Source organism: Pantoea sp. E956-1, from assembly GCF_982223955.1.
Window position 1 is genome coordinate 1 of sequence record NZ_CEUYZP010000013.1, and the last position, 22,208, is coordinate 22,208.

Annotated in this window: 25 protein-coding genes and 1 pseudogene; 11 read left to right on the forward strand and 15 right to left on the reverse strand. The window is 52.2% G+C overall.

Annotated features, from left to right (window positions below; all coding sequences use genetic code 11):
• Window positions 1–445: 445 nt before the first annotated feature.
• Both AC0T7J_RS22020 and AC0T7J_RS22025 read left to right on the forward strand, forming a co-directional pair.
• The gene (locus tag AC0T7J_RS22020) at window positions 446–850 is read left to right on the forward strand and encodes a GNAT family N-acetyltransferase (RefSeq protein WP_473797383.1); all 405 of its coding nucleotides are present in this window, start codon (window positions 446–448) and stop codon (window positions 848–850) included.
• A gap of 178 nt (window positions 851–1,028) precedes the next feature.
• Complete coding sequence (locus AC0T7J_RS22025) at window positions 1,029–1,487, forward strand: GNAT family N-acetyltransferase (RefSeq protein ID WP_473797062.1); 459 nt, start codon at window positions 1,029–1,031, stop codon at window positions 1,485–1,487.
• A gap of 81 nt (window positions 1,488–1,568) precedes the next feature.
• Here the strand turns inward: AC0T7J_RS22025 and AC0T7J_RS22030 are convergent, their stop codons facing one another.
• From AC0T7J_RS22030 to AC0T7J_RS22040, 3 genes are all read right to left on the reverse strand, one after another.
• Window positions 1,569–1,985: a GNAT family N-acetyltransferase gene (locus AC0T7J_RS22030; protein ID WP_010259116.1), complete on the reverse strand. Its 417-nt coding sequence runs from the start codon at window positions 1,983–1,985 to the stop codon at window positions 1,569–1,571.
• Between the two features lie 656 nt (window positions 1,986–2,641).
• The gene (locus AC0T7J_RS22035) at window positions 2,642–3,901 is read right to left on the reverse strand and encodes a cation:dicarboxylate symporter family transporter (protein WP_473797066.1); all 1,260 of its coding nucleotides are present in this window, start codon (window positions 3,899–3,901) and stop codon (window positions 2,642–2,644) included.
• A 110-nt stretch (window positions 3,902–4,011) separates the two neighbouring features.
• Window positions 4,012–4,437, reverse strand: coding sequence for a VOC family protein (locus AC0T7J_RS22040; protein WP_191938706.1), 426 nt, complete (start codon window positions 4,435–4,437; stop codon window positions 4,012–4,014).
• A 202-nt stretch (window positions 4,438–4,639) separates the two neighbouring features.
• Here AC0T7J_RS22040 and AC0T7J_RS22045 point away from each other — a divergent pair, with 202 nt between their 5' ends.
• The gene (locus tag AC0T7J_RS22045; protein ID WP_473797069.1) at window positions 4,640–5,530 is read left to right on the forward strand and encodes a LysR family transcriptional regulator; all 891 of its coding nucleotides are present in this window, start codon (window positions 4,640–4,642) and stop codon (window positions 5,528–5,530) included.
• Between the two features lie 21 nt (window positions 5,531–5,551).
• Here AC0T7J_RS22045 and AC0T7J_RS22050 read toward each other — a convergent pair whose 3' ends face one another.
• From AC0T7J_RS22050 to AC0T7J_RS22080, 7 genes are all read right to left on the reverse strand, one after another.
• Window positions 5,552–6,160 carry a flavin reductase family protein gene (locus tag AC0T7J_RS22050; RefSeq protein WP_473797072.1) on the reverse strand — a complete coding sequence of 203 codons (609 nt, stop codon included), beginning with the start codon at window positions 6,158–6,160 and terminating at the stop codon, window positions 5,552–5,554.
• Window positions 6,161–6,181: 21 nt separating this feature from the next.
• Window positions 6,182–6,622 carry an SRPBCC family protein gene (locus tag AC0T7J_RS22055; RefSeq protein ID WP_473797075.1) on the reverse strand — a complete coding sequence of 147 codons (441 nt, stop codon included), beginning with the start codon at window positions 6,620–6,622 and terminating at the stop codon, window positions 6,182–6,184.
• Between the two features lie 12 nt (window positions 6,623–6,634).
• On the reverse strand, window positions 6,635–7,315 hold the full coding sequence (locus AC0T7J_RS22060) for a Rossmann-fold NAD(P)-binding domain-containing protein (protein ID WP_473797078.1): 681 nt from the start codon (window positions 7,313–7,315) through the stop codon (window positions 6,635–6,637).
• Window position 7,316: 1 nt separating this feature from the next.
• Window positions 7,317–7,976 (reverse strand): SDR family oxidoreductase, encoded by a 660-nt coding sequence (locus AC0T7J_RS22065; RefSeq protein WP_473797081.1) that lies wholly within the window; start codon window positions 7,974–7,976, stop codon window positions 7,317–7,319.
• Window positions 7,977–8,012: 36 nt separating this feature from the next.
• The gene (locus AC0T7J_RS22070) at window positions 8,013–8,399 is read right to left on the reverse strand and encodes a nuclear transport factor 2 family protein (protein WP_143789575.1); all 387 of its coding nucleotides are present in this window, start codon (window positions 8,397–8,399) and stop codon (window positions 8,013–8,015) included.
• A gap of 66 nt (window positions 8,400–8,465) precedes the next feature.
• Window positions 8,466–8,849: a nuclear transport factor 2 family protein gene (locus AC0T7J_RS22075; RefSeq protein ID WP_473797083.1), complete on the reverse strand. Its 384-nt coding sequence runs from the start codon at window positions 8,847–8,849 to the stop codon at window positions 8,466–8,468.
• A gap of 35 nt (window positions 8,850–8,884) precedes the next feature.
• Window positions 8,885–9,499 (reverse strand): TVP38/TMEM64 family protein, encoded by a 615-nt coding sequence (locus tag AC0T7J_RS22080; RefSeq protein ID WP_473797086.1) that lies wholly within the window; start codon window positions 9,497–9,499, stop codon window positions 8,885–8,887.
• Window positions 9,500–9,619: 120 nt separating this feature from the next.
• Between AC0T7J_RS22080 and AC0T7J_RS22085 the strand changes: the two genes are divergently transcribed.
• Genes AC0T7J_RS22085 through AC0T7J_RS22100 form a run of 4 tightly spaced genes read left to right on the forward strand, consistent with a single transcriptional unit; the run spans window position 9,620 to window position 12,829 of the window.
• A complete protein-coding gene (locus AC0T7J_RS22085; RefSeq protein WP_473797088.1) occupies window positions 9,620–10,240 on the forward strand; it encodes a TetR/AcrR family transcriptional regulator in 621 nt (206 codons plus the stop codon).
• A gap of 48 nt (window positions 10,241–10,288) precedes the next feature.
• Window positions 10,289–10,870, forward strand: a complete 582-nt coding sequence (locus tag AC0T7J_RS22090) for a TetR/AcrR family transcriptional regulator (RefSeq protein WP_473797090.1) — start codon at window positions 10,289–10,291, stop codon at window positions 10,868–10,870.
• A gap of 53 nt (window positions 10,871–10,923) precedes the next feature.
• Window positions 10,924–12,027, forward strand: coding sequence for an alkene reductase (locus tag AC0T7J_RS22095; RefSeq protein WP_473797092.1), 1,104 nt, complete (start codon window positions 10,924–10,926; stop codon window positions 12,025–12,027).
• Window positions 12,028–12,085: 58 nt separating this feature from the next.
• Window positions 12,086–12,829 (forward strand): SDR family oxidoreductase, encoded by a 744-nt coding sequence (locus AC0T7J_RS22100; protein WP_473797094.1) that lies wholly within the window; start codon window positions 12,086–12,088, stop codon window positions 12,827–12,829.
• Window positions 12,830–12,938: 109 nt separating this feature from the next.
• Here AC0T7J_RS22100 and AC0T7J_RS22105 read toward each other — a convergent pair whose 3' ends face one another.
• The 5 genes and pseudogenes from AC0T7J_RS22105 to AC0T7J_RS22125 form a co-directional block, all read right to left on the reverse strand.
• Window positions 12,939–13,886, reverse strand: a complete 948-nt coding sequence (locus tag AC0T7J_RS22105) for a quinone oxidoreductase family protein (protein ID WP_473797096.1) — start codon at window positions 13,884–13,886, stop codon at window positions 12,939–12,941.
• Between the two features lie 22 nt (window positions 13,887–13,908).
• A complete protein-coding gene (locus AC0T7J_RS22110) occupies window positions 13,909–14,370 on the reverse strand; it encodes a hypothetical protein (protein WP_473797099.1) in 462 nt (153 codons plus the stop codon).
• Entirely contained in the window at window positions 14,367–14,828 is a 462-nt protein-coding gene (locus AC0T7J_RS22115; RefSeq protein WP_473797101.1) for a MarR family winged helix-turn-helix transcriptional regulator, read from the reverse strand. Before AC0T7J_RS22115 ends, AC0T7J_RS22110 begins: the two co-directional genes overlap by 4 nt.
• Window positions 14,829–15,081: 253 nt before the next feature.
• Window positions 15,082–15,497, reverse strand: a pseudogene (locus AC0T7J_RS22120) (transposase); the annotation flags it as partial.
• A 530-nt stretch (window positions 15,498–16,027) separates the two neighbouring features.
• The gene (locus tag AC0T7J_RS22125) at window positions 16,028–17,692 is read right to left on the reverse strand and encodes a carboxylesterase family protein (protein ID WP_473797103.1); all 1,665 of its coding nucleotides are present in this window, start codon (window positions 17,690–17,692) and stop codon (window positions 16,028–16,030) included.
• Between the two features lie 988 nt (window positions 17,693–18,680).
• Between AC0T7J_RS22125 and AC0T7J_RS22130 the strand changes: the two genes are divergently transcribed.
• From AC0T7J_RS22130 to AC0T7J_RS22145, 4 genes are all read left to right on the forward strand, one after another.
• The gene (locus tag AC0T7J_RS22130) at window positions 18,681–20,234 is read left to right on the forward strand and encodes a DUF2157 domain-containing protein (RefSeq protein WP_473797106.1); all 1,554 of its coding nucleotides are present in this window, start codon (window positions 18,681–18,683) and stop codon (window positions 20,232–20,234) included.
• The gene (locus tag AC0T7J_RS22135; RefSeq protein ID WP_473797109.1) at window positions 20,192–20,887 is read left to right on the forward strand and encodes a DUF4401 domain-containing protein; all 696 of its coding nucleotides are present in this window, start codon (window positions 20,192–20,194) and stop codon (window positions 20,885–20,887) included. Before AC0T7J_RS22130 ends, AC0T7J_RS22135 begins: the two co-directional genes overlap by 43 nt.
• On the forward strand, window positions 20,880–21,410 hold the full coding sequence (locus AC0T7J_RS22140; RefSeq protein WP_115764339.1) for a GDYXXLXY domain-containing protein: 531 nt from the start codon (window positions 20,880–20,882) through the stop codon (window positions 21,408–21,410). The genes AC0T7J_RS22135 and AC0T7J_RS22140 overlap by 8 nt, the downstream gene beginning before the upstream one ends.
• A 188-nt stretch (window positions 21,411–21,598) precedes the next feature.
• Window positions 21,599–22,012 carry a hypothetical protein gene (locus AC0T7J_RS22145; protein WP_275103190.1) on the forward strand — a complete coding sequence of 138 codons (414 nt, stop codon included), beginning with the start codon at window positions 21,599–21,601 and terminating at the stop codon, window positions 22,010–22,012.
• Window positions 22,013–22,208: the final 196 nt, after the last annotated feature.

A 22,208-nucleotide genomic window follows, 5' to 3' on the forward strand; every position in this document is an offset into this window, starting at 1 on the left:
TGATGATATTTATCATTAGGAAAAACTCACTAACCGCCAGCTTTTAGTCACAATTTCTAAATGATTATCAAAGCTGTGCTGCTCATAATGTCTATGAGTTATATCCAAAATGTCCGCTTCTCGCTCATAGCGTACATATCTGAATTGCTTAATTGAGCGTGTTAACATCTGAAAAGCGCAGGATTGACCAAGTTGTACGCTATAAGACACGATTGAAACGACGCTTCTGGTGTGTCGGCAGATTTAATCCAAGAACCGGGCTGAATTGTTAATGGCTGCAATGATACTAAACCCTACCTCAGCTGTGGCGTTTTGTTAGCTAAAAGGAGTAAACATGGAAGTAAGGGTAGAACTGTGTCCGCCAGATGAATGGGAATCCATGGTGAAAATTTTTACCGAAATGGAAGAACACTATTATGGTAAGGGCATCATTCAGGAACCACTGTTGAAGAATTACCTCCGCAATCGACTGTTCAGTCAGCTCTCCGGTACTCTGGTGCTCAGGGCTCGCTGCGACGCTTATATCGTTGGGCTGGCGTGTTGCAGTATTCTCTACCCTTCTCCCCGGTACAGTGGCCAGCTGCATATCAAAGAGCTTTATGTCTCCAAGAATGAGAGAGGAAAAGGCACAGGGGAATCCATAATGCGCTTTATGGCGAAACTCGCTCTTGAACATGAGTGTCGTAGCCTCAGCTGGAATGCCGAGAAATCAAACGCCGGAGCAAACCGTTTTTATCAGTCTTTAGGGGGCACAATAAATAATGGTATTGTGAATTATTATCTTCATGGTGAACTCCTGCGTAAACTGGCTTCCGACAGTTCGGCAGAGCCCGGCGGCTGTACTGGTTAAGCTATCGCACTGATTTGGCTTGCCAGGAAGGCAGAGGAAATCTGCAGAATGTTGATGCCGTGTCCGCTCTGTGCCAGCAGCGGAAGTTGCACATGTACTCTTATGCTAAATACTGAAAGCCGTCATAGATGGAATATTATGTTAGATTCCGTAGTTAAAACTGAATCGAGGATAGCGAATGTTCAGCATTTCAGAAGTAGATAAAAGTGATTCTGACCTGCTGTGGCTGGTAAGCGAACTCGATGCCTTTCAGAACGCACTATATCCTGCAGAAAGTAATCACTGCCTTGATCTTCCAAAAGTTAATGATGAGCAACTCCGGTGCATCATCGTACGTGATGAAGGTGGCTTACCTGCAGGTTGTGGTGCTTTGCTATTTCATGAAAATGGCTCAGCTGAGATTAAGCGGGTTTATATTCGACCGGAATATCGGGGGAGGAAGCTCGGAGAACAGATAGTCAGTGCAATCGAGAAGATTGCTTCAGAAAAAAATTTGAGCCTATTGCAGCTTGAAACAGGGATTCATCAGCAACCGGCTATAGCACTTTATCGTAGATGCGGTTATGAGATATGCAATGCATTCCCACCTTATACAAAAGATCCGTTGAGTGTTTTTATGTGCAAAAAACTTCCTTAACTTCATGTTTTTGGGGTGCTAAAGGGTGTAGATGCAAAGTTATAATGTCCGCACCCCCACCTATGAACAGGCTATCTGGTCTTATCGGAGAGGCTTTTTCATTGAAGGTGATGTGTGAGCCACAAAGCCATTCCGTTCATAAAAGGGTATCGCCTGCTGTCGGGCATCAAGGAACACGAAGTTCATATCCCTGCTTTCTGATTCAGTGGTGGCAAAATCCAGCAATTTTTTCCCTATCCCTGTGCTTCTTAAAGCCTCATCTACGATCAAATCATCAATATGGAGATGTGATCCTCTGGCCAGAGTATGAACGGGACGGAAACCCATCAAGCCAAGCATTTTTTCATTGCCAAATGCGCCAACAAGTTCATAACCGTTCAACGTCTGAATTCTGACGCTTTCGATAAATTTTTCCCTGGAAATGTTCCGTAGCTGTGAAATCAGACTGTAAGCATGATCCCATTCTAGCGGCAGTAACTTTCTGATTGAAATATTCATAGTGCCTTCATTTCCATATAGGTTTCTGATTTTATAAACTTATGAGCAATGATTCGCAACAGTGAAGTTATGTTCAACGTACTGGAAACCTTCAGCTCTCAAAAGTGAAACGTCCGCTCCTCGCTCATAACGGACCTAAGCCTGCAGTAAAAGTCCGCTGTGTGCCAGAAGCGGACGCCAGTATCAGGAACCGACAAGGGGCATTACGGCGCTGAAAGTAAGAGGCCAAAATTTTGAGTAAGGCACACATATTTTTAGCGAAGACAGCAGGAACCGCCTTTTGAAAAACTTTCCGTTACCGGCACACTGTATGAGGGAGTTTGGACGCAGCAGCACAATTCCTGACGGCACGCGCAGCGCACATGGCAGAAATGGTGGCATGTGCCGTAAGTAACGCATTCATATAAATAAAATTTTCCGACGTAGGATGATGTATTCCATATGCATTGCCTGCGTAAAAATGACTTCTGAATACGCTTCTTTAGGCTGTTCAGTGAAGGGTATGGCAGGATTTATGCGTCTGTAACCGGCTACATCGGGAACACGGCGCCGTTCAGCATTGGTGTGACCCTCAGCGTCATCCGACGCCTCCATGCCGCTAAAGCGGCATTAACAGACATACTTCGCATTGTTCGTCGTCTCTGCCGATGATAGTTTCAGGGCTCATTTATTTGAGCTTTAACATCAGCGACCGATTCGGTTTGCCTTTCCCATCGATTAATGACCAGCGGAGCCACAATATTCCCCAGTACGTTCAGGGTTGTGGTGCCGCTATCGATAATGCGGAATATGCCGGCTATCAGTGCGACGGCATCCAGCGGAAGCCCTGCTGAAGCCAGCGTAGCTGAAAGGATGAGAATGGCAAAACCCGGAACGCCGGCGGCACCCTTTGAGGTCAGCACCATGGTGACGACCAGAATAACTTGCTGCATCAGTGTCAGATCAATGCCGTAGAGCTGCGCGACAAATATGGTTGCAACGCCAAGAAAGATCGATGCGCCATCCAGGTTAAACGCATAGCCTACCGGTACAACAAAACTGACGATACGGCCCGGTACCCCGTACCGCTCCAGCTTATACATCAGCTGAGGCATAACGGCAGCCGACGCTGCGCTTGAAAAGGCCAGTACCAGTTCCTGGCGGAAATGTTTTATCAGTCTGAATACGTTTTCACCAATCAGAGCGCAGATACCCCCCAGCACAATCAGGGCGAACAATATCAGGCCGAGATAAACGGTACCGACAAGCTTTAGAAGGGGCAGAAGCGAGGCGAAACCGAATGTTGAGACGGTGGCACCAATCATACCGAACACGCCAACCGGCGCGTACGCCATGACAATGGAAACCACGCGGAACATACCGTCCGATACGCTTTGCAGAACGCCCAGAATCGGAGCTGTCTTTTCGCGCGGGTGTCCGTTAAGCGCAATGCCAAACAGGACGGCAAAGAACAGCACCGACAGCAGCTTGCCCTCAGAGAGCGCAACAAACAGGTTATCCGGCACGATGTTCTGCAGGATAACCAGTGCGCCGCGTGCCGGCTCCATTTTCATGTGCCCGGCACCGTGCGCCATTCCCTGTATGCTGGTGCCTTCTCCCGGCGCGATCAGGTTGGCCAGGACCAGTCCAAAAATGATGGCAATCCCCGTGACGGTAAAAAAATAGCCCAGAGATTTGACGCCCATTCTGCCGAAGGATTTATTGTCTCCGCTGCCGGTTATACCCAGAATCATGCAACAGAATACGATCGGTACCACGACCATCTTCATCATTTTGATAAAAATATCGCCGAGCGGCTTAAGGATTTCGTGACTGACCCACTGCTGATATTCCGGATGCGTATTGAAATACCACCCCACGACTATTCCCAGTGCAAGCCCGATAACTATCTGCCAAACCAGTGTTATTTTTTTCATGTCCAGCCCTCAGATTAAACAGCGTAGCCTCTGCCAGAAAGCAGCAGCAGGCACGCGTGATACAGTCGGGTGAAAAACAGTGAGGCGCGACCTGAAGCCGCGTCTGGGGTCTATTTAGCGAAGAGCTGGCTGATATCTTTGAACGCCTTGAATTCAAGCGCATTACCGCAGGGATCAAAGAGGAACATGGTGGCCTGTTCACCGACCTGGCCTTTAAAACGGATGTAAGGCTCAATAACAAACTGAGTGCCAAACGACCTGAGACGTTCAGCCAGGGCCTCCCATTGATCCCACTGCAATACGATACCGAAGTGCGGCACTGGTACGTCGTGGCCGTCAACGGGATTTGAATGGACGCTTTCCTGAGATGCGGTTTTGGGGTGTTCATGGATCACCAGCTGATGACCATAAAAATCAAAGTCCACCCATTGTTCGCTGGAGCGGCCTTCACTCAGTCCGAACACCTCACCGTAAAAATGGCGCGTGGCTTTAAGGTCATAAACAGGAATTGCCAGATGGAAAGGAGAAAGGCTCATTTGATGCATCCTCACAGGGGAGACGCTGCTGTCGGGCAGCTTAACGTCTGATTTAAGTTGAGCAATGCCGTGTGCTGAACCAGATAAGCGTCTGGTGTGACATTAACATTACCGTCACAAAGGAGATTATAAATAAATTTATTTGATTAAAATCAATATATATCTTTATATAGTACAAATTATATTTGAGTATGGGTGAACTTTGATTCGTGAACTCAAAACGTTTCTGATAGTTGCCAGGGAAGGGACCTTTGCGGCGGCAGGCAATAAAATCGGCCTGACTCAGGCCGCGGTTAGTGCCCAGATGCAGCGACTTGAGGCAGATCTGAACTTCCCGCTGTTCGACCGTTCGGGGAGAAATGCACGCCTGAACCAGAACGGGCTTCAGCTTGTTGTTCAGGCGCAGGAGCTGATGACCCTCTATGACGGGCTGGGGGAGAGACTGCCCCGGAAGGTGCCGGGTAAAACCGTCACGATTGGCGCAATTGCCTCCGTACAGCGTACCCTGCTTCCGGATGCGCTGACGCTGTTCAGTAAGCAGAGTTCCGGCTGCCGGATCCGGGTTGTTCCGGGTTTATCAATGGATTTAATCAATCTCGTCGATGCCGGTGAGATTGATATGGCCGCCGTACTGAAACCCCCTTTCCCGTTGCCGCAGGCCCTGCAGTGGAGCGCCCTGGCACACGAGCCGTTTCATCTTATTGTGCCTAAAACCGTGACCGGTGACGATATTGCCAGCCTGCTGACCGGACAGCCCTTTATCCGATACGACCGTTCGTCATTCGGCGGACGCCTGGCAGACCGTTTTCTGAGAGAAATGAATTTTGCCGTCACTGAAATCTGTGAGGTGGACGAGCTGGAGGCTATTCTTAAGCTGGTGAGCAACGGCGTGGGTGTCGCCCTGCTGCCCCGCATCGCTGCCTGGCAGCGCTGGCCATCCTCTGTCAGGGCGATTAGTCTGGGTGAGAAGGTTTTTTATCGGGATGTCGGACTGATCCATCGCCCGCTCGAACATCTGGAAGATGATGTCAGACGCATTTCAGAACTGATCATCATGCTGGCGGGGTGCAGCCGCCGCCAGCTGCCGGCCTGACTTCAGTTATCCACCTGTTGATTATTTCTCCGATGCTCCGGGCGTTTCCGCTGGCGCATCCGCGATCTCAATGGCGTCACCGGTAGTGTAGAAATGGCCGCCGGCAATATAATGCAGGCTGCGCTGGTCTGCCGGCAGATGCTCAAACTGCCAGTGCCCGTCCCGGAAGAAACGGCTGTCTGCCCACGCGGATTTTATCTCCCCGATAAACAAATCGTAGGTCTGCTGATTATGCTCTTCGGGGATGAGTTCACAGTAAAGCCAGGCGGCACACCCTGATACCAGGGGAACGTCAGTACCGGGCAGGCTGAACAGGGACACGCCTGATCGGGTGAGCTTATCTTTCTCACTGAACAGAGAGTGCGAACCGAGGTGATAAACCAGCGACGCCTGGGACGCCAGCGGTACCTGGATCACAAAGGATCGGCTCTGCTCAATCAGCCTGCGGGTGAAGGCTCCCTTGTCCAGCACCACGGTAAGCCTTGCGGGCTCAAATTCCAGACCGCATACCCACGATGCCGCCATAACGTTTTCAATACCGTCGTGCCGGGCAGAGACCAGCGTCGCCGGACCGTGATTGATAAGCCTGTAAGCTTTTGCAAGGTCTACCGCTTTCATAAACTGATTCATACCTGCTGCTCCGCTGAGATTTTAACGGTTTTCAAGGAAGCCGGCCAGGCTGTGGTGTCCGGACTCGATCAGCTCACTGACCACGGCCGCCAACTCCTGCGCATTATCATGGGAACGGACCTCAAAACTGGCCTGCCAGGCAATAACCGTTACGTCCTGCCCGGTCAGGGGAATGAGGCTGACGGTTGCGACATAGTTATCGACCGGCAGCGGCGATTCAATAAAGCGATAGGAAAAAGACTGACGGTCTTCATCAGCCATCAGCAGCTGCTCGCGAAGAATTTCACCGTTATCAAGCACCAGCCTGCGCCGGCAGCCCGGCAGCCCGTCAGGCTGGTTATCCTCAATTTCACTGCTGAGGATCGACGGATGCCATTCACTGATGCGGCCAAACTGACGGAGGGTCTGCCAGACGCGGTCTGCGTCAGCATTTAGGGTAGCGTTGAATTTAACAACGGGCATAAGGGTTTCCTGTTAAATAATGTTGGTCATTTCGGCTGCGGGTATGATGCTGATACCAGCCTGTGGCTGCACGATCGCCTGCATAAGACGGGCGGCGATTTCCGCTGCCGGGTTGAGATGCCAGCGCCGCGGCAGAAGCGGTGCGAACGCCGTGAGAGTGATCTTCAGCGCCATTTCGCCCGGTCGCGCTTCCTTTCTCGCCCCGCCTATCACGCCGGGCCTGACGAAAGTCAGCGAGCGGAATCCCTCCTGCATCAGCGCATGCTCAAGCTCACCTTTAACGCGGTGATAGAAAAACCGCGAGTCCGGATTTGCGCCGGCAGCCGAGGTCAGGGCAAAAGCAGTCGCGCCCCGGTCCCGCGCCAGGCGGGCAAAGGCCAGCGGATAATCATAGTCAATCTGCCTGAAAGCATCCCGGCTTCCGGCTTTTTTGATCGTCGTGCCGAGTGCACAGATCACCGCGTCTGCGACCCAATCCTGCCCGGACGCGCTGGTATTCTGACTGATTAGCGGATTGAGTAGCTTTGTTGTGCCGCTGGCGGACTGCAGCGACAGTGGCTTTCGCGTGGGCGCAATAATCGCGTTAATGGCGGGGCTGACCAGCGCCTGCCTGAGAACATGGCTGCCAACCAGGCCGGTTGCACCGAGCAGCAGCAGCCGGATTCCGGTCGTCTGCGTGGAAGGATGAGCCACGTTAATGGCCCGCCATCTTCTGTACAGCTTCGCGTACAGGATCTTCTCCTGCAGTCAGCTCAATAATGACGCGACTGACACCGGGGTGCTCAATAATTTCTGCCAGCGTGGCCGCCACGTCATCACGCGAGACATCACCGTAGGGAATGGCAAGTCCTGCACGGACCAGGCCGGTGCCGGGATCATCTCGCAACGTACCGGGCCGTAAAATCACCCAGTCCAGATCGCTTTGCGCCAGCGCGACGTCGGCCATTTTTTTGACCCGCATGTAGTTTTCGAACGTGTCAGAAACAGGCTGTCCTCTGGAAGCTTCCGGAAACGCGGAAACAAGAAGAAAGCGGGTTACCCCGGCCTGCAGAGCAGCATCCACGGCCGTTTTCAGTCCCTCACCGTCTACTGCATTCGTCATTTCCGGACCGCCTTTACCGCCGGCTCCGGCGGTAAACACGACTATGTCACTGCCTTTCAGATGAGCCGCCAGCGCTGCCGCATTAAGCTCAGTCAGGCTGCCCCTGACAGGCTCCGCACCCAATTGTCGTAATAACGTCTCCTGCACCGGTTTACGGAACAGGGCACGCACAGCAAATCCTCTGTCTGTCAGTATCTGGCTCAGGCGCCGACCAACCTGACCTGCGCCACCAATAATGAAAACCTGGCTCATAATTCGCTCCTTACTGTGTCTCAGCCGTCCGTTACTTCAGCCTTCAAACTGGTGATAGACTTTAGCGATCACCTGCCAGCGCCCGTCTATCTTAATCAGGGTCAGATAGTCGTTGTAATTTGCGCCAATGGCGTCATTTTCCATATCAACCCGCACGACAGCGGTGGTCGGCGTGATGGCCAGCACATCCAGCCGGGTCACGATATCCGGCGCACTGCCATTTTCACGTACGAAGGCGTACAGATTTTCAACCGGCCCCCCCAGCAGGCTGCCGTTGGTAAAGCCGTACATCACCGCATCTTTATGAAAAGCTTCGGACACCGTTTCCGCATTGCCGGTACGCAGTCCTTCAACATATCGGCCTGCCGTTTCCGTAACGGCCTGGTAATCCGCCGTGGGTACCGCTTTGATATTTTTACTCATTTTCGTTTCCTTTTTTACGCAGCGCGCAGGATTGCAGGCTGTCGTGGTCAGTTAACCGGACGGCTGTCAGGGAGCAACGTGGGTGTGGTAAATCTTGCTGACCAAGATCCAGCGGCCGTTTACCTTCAGAAGGTTGAAAAAGTCGGTAAAACGAAAGCCCGAAATGTCATCGGTATCGATGCGGGCACTGGCGGCCGTTCCGACAATATCTACACGTACAATGGCGGCCTTCGCTTCGGGTGAAGGACGGAAGGCGGTGTCGATGGTGTCAAACAGTCCCTGAATCGGACCTCCGCTGAGATTGCCGTCGCCGTCAACGCCAAAAATAGTGGCCTGTTCACTGAAAGCGGGTTTCATCAGCTCACTCTTCGCCTGCTTACCCCCCTCGTTGTACTGGTTCAGTACGTTCACAATAGCGTTGTAGTCCTGCAAGTAAGTCGCGTCACTCATCACTTTTTCTCCTTTTAAATAAACCGGGCATCCTTTCAGATCCCCATCTTTTTTCTGATGCTTCGCTGAAGCAGATAGAGGAGCACCAGGCCCACTGCGGCAGCAGCCAGGCCGGGTAACATCATGGTGTCCTGCATAAATTGCATGGGGGAGAAATCCCCCCGCGTCAGCGTCCTCACGTCTGACACTGAAGCACCCGCGCCGGCATAAATAAATGTGCCCGGTATCAGGCCCGGCACCGTTGCGGCCAGGTATTTTTTAAACGACATACCGCTCGCGCCCAGGCCATAGTTCAGCGGCGCAAACGGCACGACTGAACTCAGGCGAAGCAGCAGCACCAGAACGATTCCGTTGTGCTGCGACAGGGTAAGTGCCCGGTTCAGGTAGTGGCTACGGGCAGCCGCTCGCGAGGCCAGCGGAAAGAGCCGGCTTCTGGCCAGTCCGAAAGCGATCAGTGACGACGTCAATCCAGCCAGCAGGGCTATCAGCGTTCCACCCGTTACGCCAAATAACCATCCCGACAGTGCAGTCAGCAGAGAAGCCGGGAAGAAAAGCAGCGAACCTGCGACAAAAACCGCATAAAAAAACCCGATGCCGATCCCGCCGGTATTCTGAAGGTAAAGGCTCAGGGTTGAGATAAAGTCTGCCACGGTGCCACCTTTATTCTGTAGTGATCACTATTTAATATTATTTATTGTATAGTGATCGCTATGTAATGTGTCAAGCAAATGATTGAGACCCGTATGAAAAACCATGAACGTCCTGAAGCCGTGGAAAAGCCTAAAGGCCGGCCGCGAAGCTTTGACCGTGATAAGGCGCTGCTGAAGGCGCTGGACCTTTTCTGGCGCAATGGCTTTGAGCCGGCATCGGTTGCTGAGCTTTGCGCTGCGATGGAGATTAACCCGCCCAGCCTCTATTCGGCCTTCGGCAACAAGGCCAGCCTGTTTCTGGAAGCCGTGAATTACTATGAGCAGGTTTACTGGCAGGCAACCTGGGCGCGGCTTGAAGAGGCACAGGACATCCTAGAGGCCATTGACCGATTCTTCAGCGAAGCAGCCGATATCCTGCTTTCCCCCTCAGTACCCTGCGGCTGCATGGTGGTACTTGCAGCGATCAACGTCTCCGCTGAGTCGGCTGATGTGGTCAGGGCGGTCAGCCTTCTCAGGCAGGAGGGAAAAGACCTGTTTGAAAAACGATTATCCAGAGCGGTGAAGGAAAAGCAGCTGCCCGTGGAAACCAATACCGCCGCGCTGGCTACCGTTCTGAACACCCTGCTGGAGGGGATGTCGATCGAGGCTAAAGACGGCGCCACGCATCAGAGCCTGAAAATGATCGGCCAGCATGCCGTCAGGCTGCTGCAGCCACTCAGCAACAGATCGCACAAAATGTGACAGGCATTACTAGACGACCGGTCAGTTTTTAAATAGAGTAGTCGCACTATGAAAAAACAAACGACAGATATGCGTCAGCACATCATTGATGTGGCACGGGCGATTATTACCCACAAGGGCTACAGTGCCGTCGGGCTTTCCGAGATAGTCCAGGCTGCCGGTATTCCCAAAGGCTCGTTTTACTACTACTTCAAATCCAAGGAAGAGTTCGCAGAAGCGCTGCTGGAGAACTACTTCAGCCACTATCTGCAGGAGGCAGACAACCAGCTCAGCGGTGCCGGAACGGCGAGAGAGAGGCTGCTGCGCTACTTCGCCTTCTGGAAGACGACCCAGGGCGCAGACCTGCCGGAAAGCAAATGCCTGGTGGTCAAGCTCGGCGCGGAAGTCTGCGATCAGTACGACAGCATGCGTCAGGTACTGGCAACGGGCACCCAGGAAATTGTGCACAAAATTGCCGGCTGTATCCGGCTGGGGCAGGAAGACGGTTCGCTGGCTGCGGTGAGCGATGCCGGTGAGCTGGCTGAAGAACTTTATCAGCTCTGGCTGGGCGCCTCCCTGATGGCAAAAATCCACGACCCGGACAACGCCTTCGGCAACGCAATGAAGGCAACAACACGGCTACTTGGATAGCCGTGTTTTTTTACTCATTAACTAGACGACCGGTCAACTATTAAGAGGTTTACATGACTGACAACAGTATCCGTACCGATTTATTTTCCCCCGTCGCGATGGGCAGCCTTGAGCTGACTAACCGCATTGTGATGGCACCCGTTACCCGCAGCCGTTACGGTGAGGATGGCGTACCTGATGAACTGCATGCGACCTACTATGCGCAGCGCGCTGGTGCCGGCCTGATTATTTCAGAAGCCACGAACATCTCGGCTCAGGGCCGCGGTTATGCCGCCACGCCGGGCATCTGGAATGAAGAGCAGGTCGCCGGCTGGAAAAAAGTAACGGACGCGGTCCACGCTCAGGGCGGAAAAATCGTCTGCCAGCTGTGGCACGTTGGCCGCTTTTCAAGCACAGAGCTGCAGCCTGACGGTGCAAGTCCGGTTGCGCCATCCGCTATTAAAGCCGAAGGCCAGACCTACACCGTGAACGGTTTTGTGCCGGTATCCACCCCGCGCGCGCTCGAAACTGAAGAAATCCCCGGCATTATCGAACAGTACAGACTCGCAGCAGAGAACGCCCTGCGGGCTGGATTTGACGGCGTAGAGGTGCACTCTGCCAACAGCTACCTGCTCGACCAGTTCCTGCGGGACTCCACCAATCACCGTACCGACAGCTACGGCGGCTCCATCGAAAACCGGGCCCGCCTGACGCTGGAGGTGACAGAGGCCATCGTTAACATCTGGGGTAGTGACAGAGTCGGTATCCGCCTGTCACCGGTCACGCCTGACGCCGGGAATACCCCACCGGACAGCAACGTGATGGCGATGTATGGCTACTTAATCCAGCAGCTTAACCGCTTTAATCTGGCCTACCTGCACTTTGTCGAAGGCGCAACGGCCACTTCGCGGGACGTGCCTGCCGATGTGGATATGGATGCGCTGAGCGCGCAGTTCACGGGTCCGTTTATCGGCAACAATAATTACGACCTTGAGATGGCCATCAGCCGCCGGAACGCGGGAATTATTGATGCCGTTGCCTTCGGCCGCCTGTTCATTTCCAACCCGGACCTGGTGAAGCGCCTGCGTTACGGTGCCGAACTGACCATTGCGCCGAAAGAAACGTATTACGGCGGCGGGGCTAAGGGCTATACCGACTGGCCGGAAGGAAAATACTGATAGTAAAAACCGGCGGAACGACTTCCGCCGCCTGTACCTGATAAAGAAGGATAAGAAAATGAATCACCTGCAGAACAAAACGGCTGTCATTACCGGCGCGTCATCGGGCATTGGCGCTGCAACGGCACTGGAGCTGGCGCGTCACGGCGTGAATATCGTTGCGGCCGCACTGGACCAGGACGGCCTCGACAGGGTAATAGAGAGCATTAAATCAGAGGGCGGTCATGCAGCTGGCCTGGTAACCGACGTAACACGTCCGGAAGATACTCAGGCACTGGTGAAATACGCCATGGAAGCTTTCGGTCCGGTTGATATCCTTATCAACAACGCCGGCCTGATGCTTTTCTCAAGCTGGAGCGACGTAGTCTGGGATGACTGGAACAAAATGGTCGACGTCAACATTAAGGGTTACCTGAACGCCATTGCGGCCGTCCTTCCGGGAATGCTGGAGAAAAAAGACGGACAAATCCTGAACATGGCGTCCGTTGCGGGCCATCAGGTCGATGCGGGCGCAGGTGTTTACAGCGCCACTAAATTTTTTGTTCATGCGATGACGGAATCGATGCGCAAGGATCTGGGTGTGAATAAGGGCATTCGCGTGAACACCATCAGCCCTGGCGTCATAAATACCGGCTGGGCAGATAAGGTCAGCGATCCTGAAGGCCGCAAGATCGCTCAGGAACTGACTAAAATTGCTATCAGCCCGCAGGATGTGGCCAATGCTGTGGTGTATGCGCTTAATCAGCCTAAAAATGTGACGGTTAATGACCTGATCATCTCACCAACCCGGCAGAACTGGTAAGGCACAGATGGCAGCCTGCCGGCTGCCATCTTTATCGGGTATGGAGATCACCGTTACAACGGCAAGCTCAGTCAGTCAGCAGATTAATCGTTTCTTCTGACCTTAGCGCCTACGGGATAAGGATCAGCCGGTCGTCGCCGGTATCCTCATTCCACATTCTGCCCACGTCAGAAAGCGCGCAGGTCCGCACCGGCGTGGTGAATCCCCCCTGAGGGATTGCAGTCAGCAGCTCGCCTGCTCCCTTAACCAGCGCCTGAACCGACAGACTGCCTATGCCGCTGCCCAGTATCTCAAGCCCGGAACTTCGAAGCGAAGCCGCAGAAAGGGCGATTGATTCTCCTGCTGCCGAACCCAGCTGAATATACCGCAGCCGCGGCTCTCCCAGTCGCGAACCACGATTTGCCGTTGCCTGCGAGATTATTCTGTTTGCCGGCTCCCCCCAGAGGTAATCCAGAACCACATCGACCCTTCCGGAGAAAGCCTGCTTCAGTGCTTCATCTGCAGATTCATCCAGCACGATTTTTTCCACCCCGGCCGGCAGCTGGTCCAGTTTTTCCTGGTTACGGCCCGTTGCAATAATCCGGCCTGCGCCAAGCCACGCGGCTATCTGAACGGCCAGCCCGCCCGCTGAGCCGGTGGCACCATTAATCAGTACCGATTCACCACGCTGAAAACCGGCTCTCAGCGTCAGGGCAACCCAGGATGAAAGCCCTGCGGTTACGACCGCAGCCGCCCGTGCATCGCCCACACTTTCCGGAACCGGCATGACAGAATGTGCCGGCACCAAAGCCTGATCGGCCATAGAACCGAATGGCGATTTGGGAAACAGGAAGTAAACCCGTTTACCGTCCGGATCAATGCCCACGCCATCAATTCCCGGGATAAAGTTCGTCTCTGTGGTACCCAAGTAGTGCTTGCCTGTCGCGAGGCTTTTCACAATAGGACTCAGGGGTACGGCCAGCACACGAATAACAACTTCACCTTCACCGGCAACCGGTTCAGAAAAGTAGCCATATGACGGTGGTGCATCAAAACGGGTCACGACAGCAGCACGCATAGTTAATCCTTACGAGGCAACATTATTGCTCATTGATGCCCGGTTTACGGGCGCGGTGGAGGCGGCTCAGCTGAAGGCCGTCACGAATGTTTAATCCGATCAGCGTCAGGTTCAGTGCCCCTGCAATCAGCTCAAGCACCTGAACGCTGTAAAAAGCGCCGTCAAACTGACCTGCCCTGGCACGAATCCACAGGAAAAGGGCTGATGGCACCAGAATGCACAGACCGTTTATGCCGATGACAGGAGTGCGGCGGCGTTTCAGCTTAATCAGCGGATGATTGACCCTGGCACCCATCGAAAAACCGGTAGCCGCTGTCAGACCCATCAGCGGTACAAACGCAAGAAGCGCATAAGCAATCAGCTGTTTCACTTCGGCGACTGCTGTAGCCGATAGAAAAAGCTCGGTGATGATTGTCGAGGTCCAGAACGTTGCCAGAAACAACGCTGACAACATCGAAGCGGTAGCATGAATCCGGCGTTTCATAGGCACTGCTCCGCCAGAGACTTTTCGTGAGTCTCAATGAGACTTTTCAGAACATGCTCCGCCGTTTCCAGTTCGGCTGCGCTGAACTGTCCCGCCATTTCGGTTGCCTGATGCTGCCATCGTGCATTAACGCTGTCATAGATTGACTGACCTGATTCGGTCAGCGCATAAAGCGGCGACCGCTTGTGCATTGGATTGGGCTGCGTTTCCATCAGTCCGGACTCAACCAGTGTATTGAGCTGCTTCTGCGCACCCTGCCGTGTAACACCCATAGTCAATGCAATCTGAGGCGCGGTAACTGGCCGTTGTGCCAGTGCAACTGCACCCAGCATGCGCCAGCGTGTGCCGGTAAGACCATCAGGCAGGACAAATCTGTCACCCCACTCTGTCAGGGCACCGTTGAGCTGGAAAACGTTAAGAATAACCTGCGTTAGCTGATCAGTTTTTGAATGTGCCATAAATCCTCCTGTTATGGTAACAGGTTTGCATTATGGTAACTGGTTGTCAAATTACATTGTTTGAAATTCAGACATTCTTATTTTACGTTTAGATATCTCAGAACCTTTTTTACGTAAGCTATTGCGATGTAGGCTTTTTATTCAGCGCAGACATGTTTTTCATACGGATAACTGAAACTCCGGGTTTTGCTCACATCAAGCTCAGCACAATCTTTCAGAGTGATGAATGAGTATTGTGATATCACTCCCGGACTCAGGTATGTGTAATAGAGCAGCAATAATCATCGCAGAATGCAGTTTTCGTTTTCAGTACGCCATAACATCAGTGCACCAGTTTTCTCATCAGGGCACCGATGGTCACCATTTTCGGCTTGTCACACAGACATAACTCATCGTAGAGATTGCACATCCATTTATTGTGAATTTTTCCGCATAAGGCTGACATGTAAAGCTTTGCTCTTAATTGAGGCGGACCGATTTTAGACATACGGGGCGGCTGCGTACCGACGTGCGTGAACGCTTTTCGACAGGCACCGTACCCAGAAAAGCTGCAGCCTGCTCAGCTGACTCAAAGTTATGGCTGCGGAGCACAACAAGCATGTGCATTCCCAGCGGAGGACCTACAGAGTCAATTGATGTCAGCAGATGGTAATCCTGCTTCATTCCAGGCCTGAATGCGCGTTGATCTGCCGCAGAACTGAAAGCCAAACAGGGGCCATAAAAGGCTTCCGATTGCTTTCATTGAATATGTCCGCTTCTCGCTCATAGCGGACTACGGCTGCTTACCGTTGTGCGTGTTGTCTTCAGTTTAATGCCAACCAGGTGCAGTCAGCTATACAGGTTTTATTGAACGAGTTGGCAGTGTGCGAATTTCATTCAGCAGACATTCGTAGAATAGTCTGCAAAGACGGTTACCTCATCATACTGAACCAGATTTTATTACCAATGACTGTAAGAAAAAGAGAATTAATCTCAATCAGTTATACTGGCCTGACGTCATCTGACCACAGAGCCGCATTTACATTCAGCGTAATATGTCGGAAACCGAAAGAGTGATGCTGTAAGCCTGGAATCACGGTTAAAGCAAAGCTATACCGTGGCACGTTAACAGCAGCGGATAACAGCAACGTACGCAAAATAATCTGCAGTTCGCTTACTGAGTGAAAAATTTGTCTCCTGCAATAGCAGGAGACATCGGATTAGTGGGCGAAGTGTTGATCAAGCGGTGCGCTGAACCAGCGATTGTTCAGCACGTTTTTGATAACACTGTTTTTGTCTGCAGTTGACAGGGAGTTGTCCTGCTCGATGCGGGTGAGAATATCTTTATAGCTATAGGTCTTGTTGCTCATGTATATGATGGCTTTCTGCTTGTTGGCATCCATCACCAGCAGTGACTCCCCCGCAGCTGCATTTTCCGGAGTCCATTTCTTCCATTCCGGAAGGGTCTGATCGTTTGGTGACCCTGTGGCCAGGAAGTTTTTAATGTAGGTATTAAAAGATTCACCGAGTGCCTTAGAGCCTTTTAGCTTCAGCGCATCCTGCGTAAATTCAGCATACTTATTTTTATCCCAAAAAGGCATAAACACGCCGTGGAAAGAGCCAATGGCGGATAATTTATCACCCGTGACAAACGCATCCGTGCCATAGCGGAACTCCATACCATACAGCGGCGCGTTATAATTTTTGTACATGATCTCAGCGGACTGATTAACATTAAACTGGCTGTATAGCAGCCCGCCATAGTAATTTGCAAAGGTGTATTTATTCAGCAGCGTAGGGTTTTTTCCAAGCGTACCGTCTTTCACCTGTGTTGCAAACATCGGGTCGTTACGGGCGAAGAAAGAAAACTCTTGTTGCCCTGTGGCCATGATGGCCGGGACGGCATTATATTTTTTGGTCTCGAAACCATCCTTCGGGATCACCACACCATCGCGATAGAGGTGCGGAAACTGATTCATGCGGATCCCCGCATCGCCAAAGAGCATTGCCAGTTCTGCGGCGGGAAGCTGATAGAGAAAATGACGGACTTCTGGCGAGCCTGACAGAAGCCAGATTTTCGCCGCTTCGGCATCCGGTTTTATGCCCTTTTTGACGACCAGAGGTGCCAGTCTTTGCGCGAACACACTTTCCGCTTCATGTTTGTCAGAGGTGGTCATGCCGCCACTGAAAACAATGGCTTTGTCGAAGGTATTGTTAAAATAGGGTGAGATAAGCATCGCCATCACGTCCCTGCCGCCAGCCGAAAATCCGGAGACGGTAATATTATTTCTGTCACCACCAAAAGCCTGAATATTGTTTTTGATCCACTCCAGCGATTTTTTGATGTCAAGTAAGCTGTAGTTCCCGGAATCATCCAGCGGGTCGCCATCGTTCAGGGCTTTTAATGGATTAAAGCCCAGTGCGCCCAGACGATAATTTACAGTAACAATCACTGCATTATATTTTTCAGCGATAAATGCAGGAGCAAACTCACTGGAACTGCCCAGTTGATTATTGCCGCCGTGGATATAAACCAGTACCGGAAGCGGGGTGCTGGCTCCGGTTGGGCGATAGATATTGAGATTCAGGCAATCCTCATTACCTTTGGCTCCGTCTGGGGAAACCTGGATGCAGTCTGTGGCGGGTCGGGTTGCATCGAAGACGGTTTGCCATGCGTCAGGGGAAACCGGTTTTTTCCAGCGCAGTTCTCCGACCGGGGCTTTCGCATAAGGAATACCGGTCCATGACAACGTGCTTTGATGGACTGTGCCTTTAACCTTGCCAGATTGCGTCGTAATTTCGGGAGTAATATTTTGTGCGGTGGCTGAAGAGGCAAGCAAAAAGAGTAAAAACGTCGGGGACAATCTGAACTTAGAATTTTTCATGCGTACCTTGCTCTGGTGAAATATTTCTTATACATGAAATGTCGCAACGCCCAGTAATGTCTGGCTCACAAAACAAGATAAACCCAGCCATTATCGCGTGTTGCCGTTCTTTTCTGGTGAAATGTATCTATATTCGCGCTCACTATTCAGGGGATATGTAAGTCAGGAGAGCAGCTTGTTGCATCATATCGAAAAATTGCTTTAGAAAATGCTTGCCAATAATTACGCCTTGAAACACATCTTCATCAGCATCCCGCATCTAAAACACACTCGCATCCACCGAAGGAACCTGCACATCGCGATATCCTTTTGCTGGGTAAAGCCAGTTTTAAGCGCCCTCGCCTGCGTTGGATATCGGCATTGCATTTTCACTGATGAAGGCGCGTTATCTGTGCCCTTAAGAGGGGTAATGACTGCAAAGTGTGGCGATGAAAAGGCACTGCAGGCAGGTTCATGATAGTAAGAGGATTCAGGATGATAGTCTTTTAAAGCATTATTTATCGCTGTCCTGAAGCCTTTCTCAGACAGGATCCCTTCCGCAACGCTGAACAACCAGCGCTCAATGCCAGGACCGCCAGAGATACTCCAAAGAGAGATAAACAGGTTCAGGTAAAGAGAATTCTACCTTTCGCGGTCCACGCTTAGTTAACATCATCACGCTTTGCCGCCTGTAACTATTAAATTCGAATTTTACGATGGCTGGCATGTTGAAAAGCAATGCAGGCCAGACTCTGGCATCAGGAAACGCAGGTGCTCCAGGTCACCGTTGGCACTGGAAAACCATCATCATCAGAATGTGTATGATCGCGCAGAATGCGTTCATCGCCTTTGTTTTCGCTGTTATTTCCGCGAAATGATGATTAAATTCGTTCAGCAACATTATCCGCAGAGTTTGTCGCTCATCAGAGCGTGACGCGGATTAATCGCAGCGAAGAACAGTCGTTAACTTCATCATCAAAGTCATACCGCAAACAGAGGCAGGGAAAGAATGAGGGAGCTTGCACCCGATGGCATTACCGGGATGCCGTCACGGACGGCAGAGTATCTTTGTCGCCAGATCGCAAGCCTGTTGAAGGGAGGAAGCCTGACCCCGGAGACCTGCCAGCGTATCTTTGCTTTCTGTGGAATCCGACCGTCAGATGCTCAGTGGCGTCAGTTTCTTATCCCGGTTCTTTCCTGTCTGGGATTACTGTCACTGGTTGCCGGAGCGGTGTTCTTTATTGCCTGGAACTGGGCCTGGCTGCCGAAAATGGCGAAATTTGCCCTGGCCGAGCTGTTGATCGTTGCGCTGGCGGTGATTGTCTGGTGGCGCTGGTACAGCACGCTGGCACGCAACGCATTACTGGCGACAGGGTTAAGCTTCGGTGCCCTTTTTGCGCTGTATGGGCAGATTTATCAGACCGGTGCAGACAGCTGGGAGCTATTCCGGGCCTGGTTATACGTTCTTCTGCCGCTGGCGCTGGTTGCCCGGCAAAACAGCCTGTGGTTTTGCAGCTGGCTGGTCGCTAACCTGGCGTTCCAGCTCTATTACATCACCCTGCCGTCGTCACTGCTGGATCTCGCCGCGTCTGACAGTTTAACCAGGCTCCCGAACGCTGTGCTCTATGGATATCTGGTGTTGCTGGCAGCCTGCCTGATTATCAGGGAAGCACTGGCCTGGCGGGCGATAACGCATCAGCCCGAGAGCTGGCTGGCAAGCCGCTGGTTTTCGCGAGTCATGGCGGGATTTTTACTGCTTCAGCTGACCGCCATTGTGGCCGGGAACCTCTCTGACTGGGGCGGCGATGACCACCTTCCTTATATCACCGGCGGTTGGGTGATCACCCTGCTGGCAGGTTATTACCTGTACCGTTACCGCTATCAGGATCTCTGCATACTGACGCTGGGCATTGCCAGCCTGACCATTGTTGGCTGTGCGCTAATCATGCAGTTATTTCTTTTAGCCTACGATACGGGTGATCTGTTTTTGACCGGCATCCTGATGGCATTCTGGGTGGCGGTAAATGGTTCAATTCTGCTGAAGTGGCAACGCAAACTGGTTGAAAAGGGGCCAATCGATCTGGTTCCGGCCAGGCTGACCTTACTGACAGACACTTTGCGTCAGCAGGGTTTGCTGAGCGCCTCGCAGGTTGAGGCAATTAAGCAACGCGGTCACGCATCCGACCTGCCCTGGTATCTGAGGCTGGCGCTGAGCGTCGGAGGCTGGGTCGCAGCGATCATCATTCTGTTACTGATGATACTGATGCTCTATGCCACTGATCTGCTGGAAGACCCGAACGCTGCCACCCTTATTATTCCTTCGCTGCTGCTTGCCGCTATTGCGCGTGGCCTGTTAAGCAGTCAGCGTGACGGTAAACATCACCTCGGACTGGCATGGGCGATTGCGGCAACGTGCGGGCTGATAACTGGCGTTCTGCTGCAAATCCAGAGCAATGATGCCAGCTTTATTATGCTGAGTTCACTGACTGCCTTGCCGATCCTGGCCGCGATGGGGTGGCTATGCCCGACCGCACTTATCGGTTTATGGCCATCACTGCCCTGACCTTTTTCCTGGTGCTGGCGGGCCATTCTGTGGCCCGGCTTTACCTGTCTCCGATGGCTGGACGCCTTGCTGTGTCCGTACTGGTGGCGGCAGTCGTATTTTTGTGGATGTGGACAGTCAGTCATCAGCTTAGGTTACAGTCAGGGCCCTATGCTGACGCGGTACACCCCCTGCTGTATGGCATACCTTGTGGTCTGATGTTGCTGAGTTTCCTCGGGATAAACGCGGCGTATCTCACGGATTTCCTCTGGTCAGCATCGCAATTTTCCACGCTTCAGTCCGCGACAGGCACAGGAATCGCGGCTGGTTTAGTGCTGAGTGCGCTCAGTCGGAAAAGGCACAGCCAGCCACTGTTTTCGATCATCACGCTGCCCGCTGCACTTATCTGCGGGGTGGCCTCCCTCTATGCACCGGGTATAGGGCTGGGATTGTGGTTAATTCTGATGGCACGTTATCAGGGCAGTCTGGGGTTGCTGGTAGTTAGTGGCGGTTTCATGGTGTTGTATGTCATTGGCTGGTATTACTTCCTGGAGGTAATTCTGCTGCAGAAATCGCTGCTGCTGCTGGTCAGCGGTCTGGTTTTACTGGGCCTGGCATGGGGAGTCAAAAAAGTATTACCTGCACAAATCGGAGGTGCCAGTGAAAATGCATAAACAGAGCCGATGGCTGGCTGGCGCTGTGATAGCGCTGGCGCTGATAGCCGTCAATGTCAGCATCTGGCAAAAAGAGCAGTTGCTGAAGCAAGGTGCGGTCATGATTTTACCTCTTGCCCCGGTTGATCCGCGATCCCTGATGCAGGGTGATTACATGGCGCTGAATTATGCCCTCACCCGCCCGCTGGAACTGACGTTGTATCAACAGGCTGAGTCCTGCGGCGCGACCCTGTCAGCGCCATGCCTGCCCACCAGCGGAACCCTGATTGTTGACCTTGATGCGCAGCGTCATGCGACTCAGGCCCGTTTTGATCAGGGTGAACCTCTGCAGCCAAATCAGCTGCGGGTGAAGTACCATCAACATTATGGCTCGCTGACCATCGGCACCAACGCTTATTTCTTTCAGGAAGGTCATGCCGACAGATTCGCGCAGGCACGTTACGGGGCATTCCGGGTGGGAAGCGATGGCACAGCTCTCCTGACGGATCTGCTTGATGAGCAGGGTAAGGTGATTCAGCCTTAACTAAGCGAGACTCTAGCTGCCCTGCCCCAAAAAAACCTGACAGGCGGCCTTAATGTCCTTATTGCTGGATGCCCGTCACAGGTCGTCACGAGGATGCTGTGCCGGAAGCCTGTTTTGCTATAAACCTCGCGGCGGAAATTTAAGCGGGTACGCTGCATCAATATAGCTGCTCAGACATTGAGAAAATTATGACGAACATTACTGACGACAACTGGATTAGGATATCTGTGATATCAGCAATATTTAGTAGTGTCGTGGGTTCATTACTGGTTTTAACCTATCTTTCCTGGGGAAAAAGCAGTACACCCGTAGTGGGTATGATTTTCACTTATTTTTTTATCGTCATGACGAGTGTTATTGGGACCACGATGGGCTCTTTAATCATCGGCATGCCATTAGCGATGATTTCAAAGCGATTTTATCCTGACGCTTCCCTGAGGGGGAGCTTTTTTATCATATGCTCTGCACTCTTCATTTGGCTGGTTGTACTGGCATGGCCTGTTATCAGGATATGTGAAACGCCTTATTCGGACGTTTTGCTTTTAAGCCCCTATGCTTTCTGTTCAGCTGCCGCCCTTGCTTATCTGGTTTACCGGGATTGATGCGTATCATATCAATCAGGATCGGGGCAGAAGGACCGTTATAAAAAGGAACTAGTGGTATCCTTTTTCGGCCAGACATATGGAAACAGGTGAGTCCTGGGTGTCGGAATTCCGATGTTTTCCGACACTCCAGTGAGCAGTTTTAATTACAGACTAATTTGAATGTTGAATCCATAAGGTTCACGTGATAGCACTT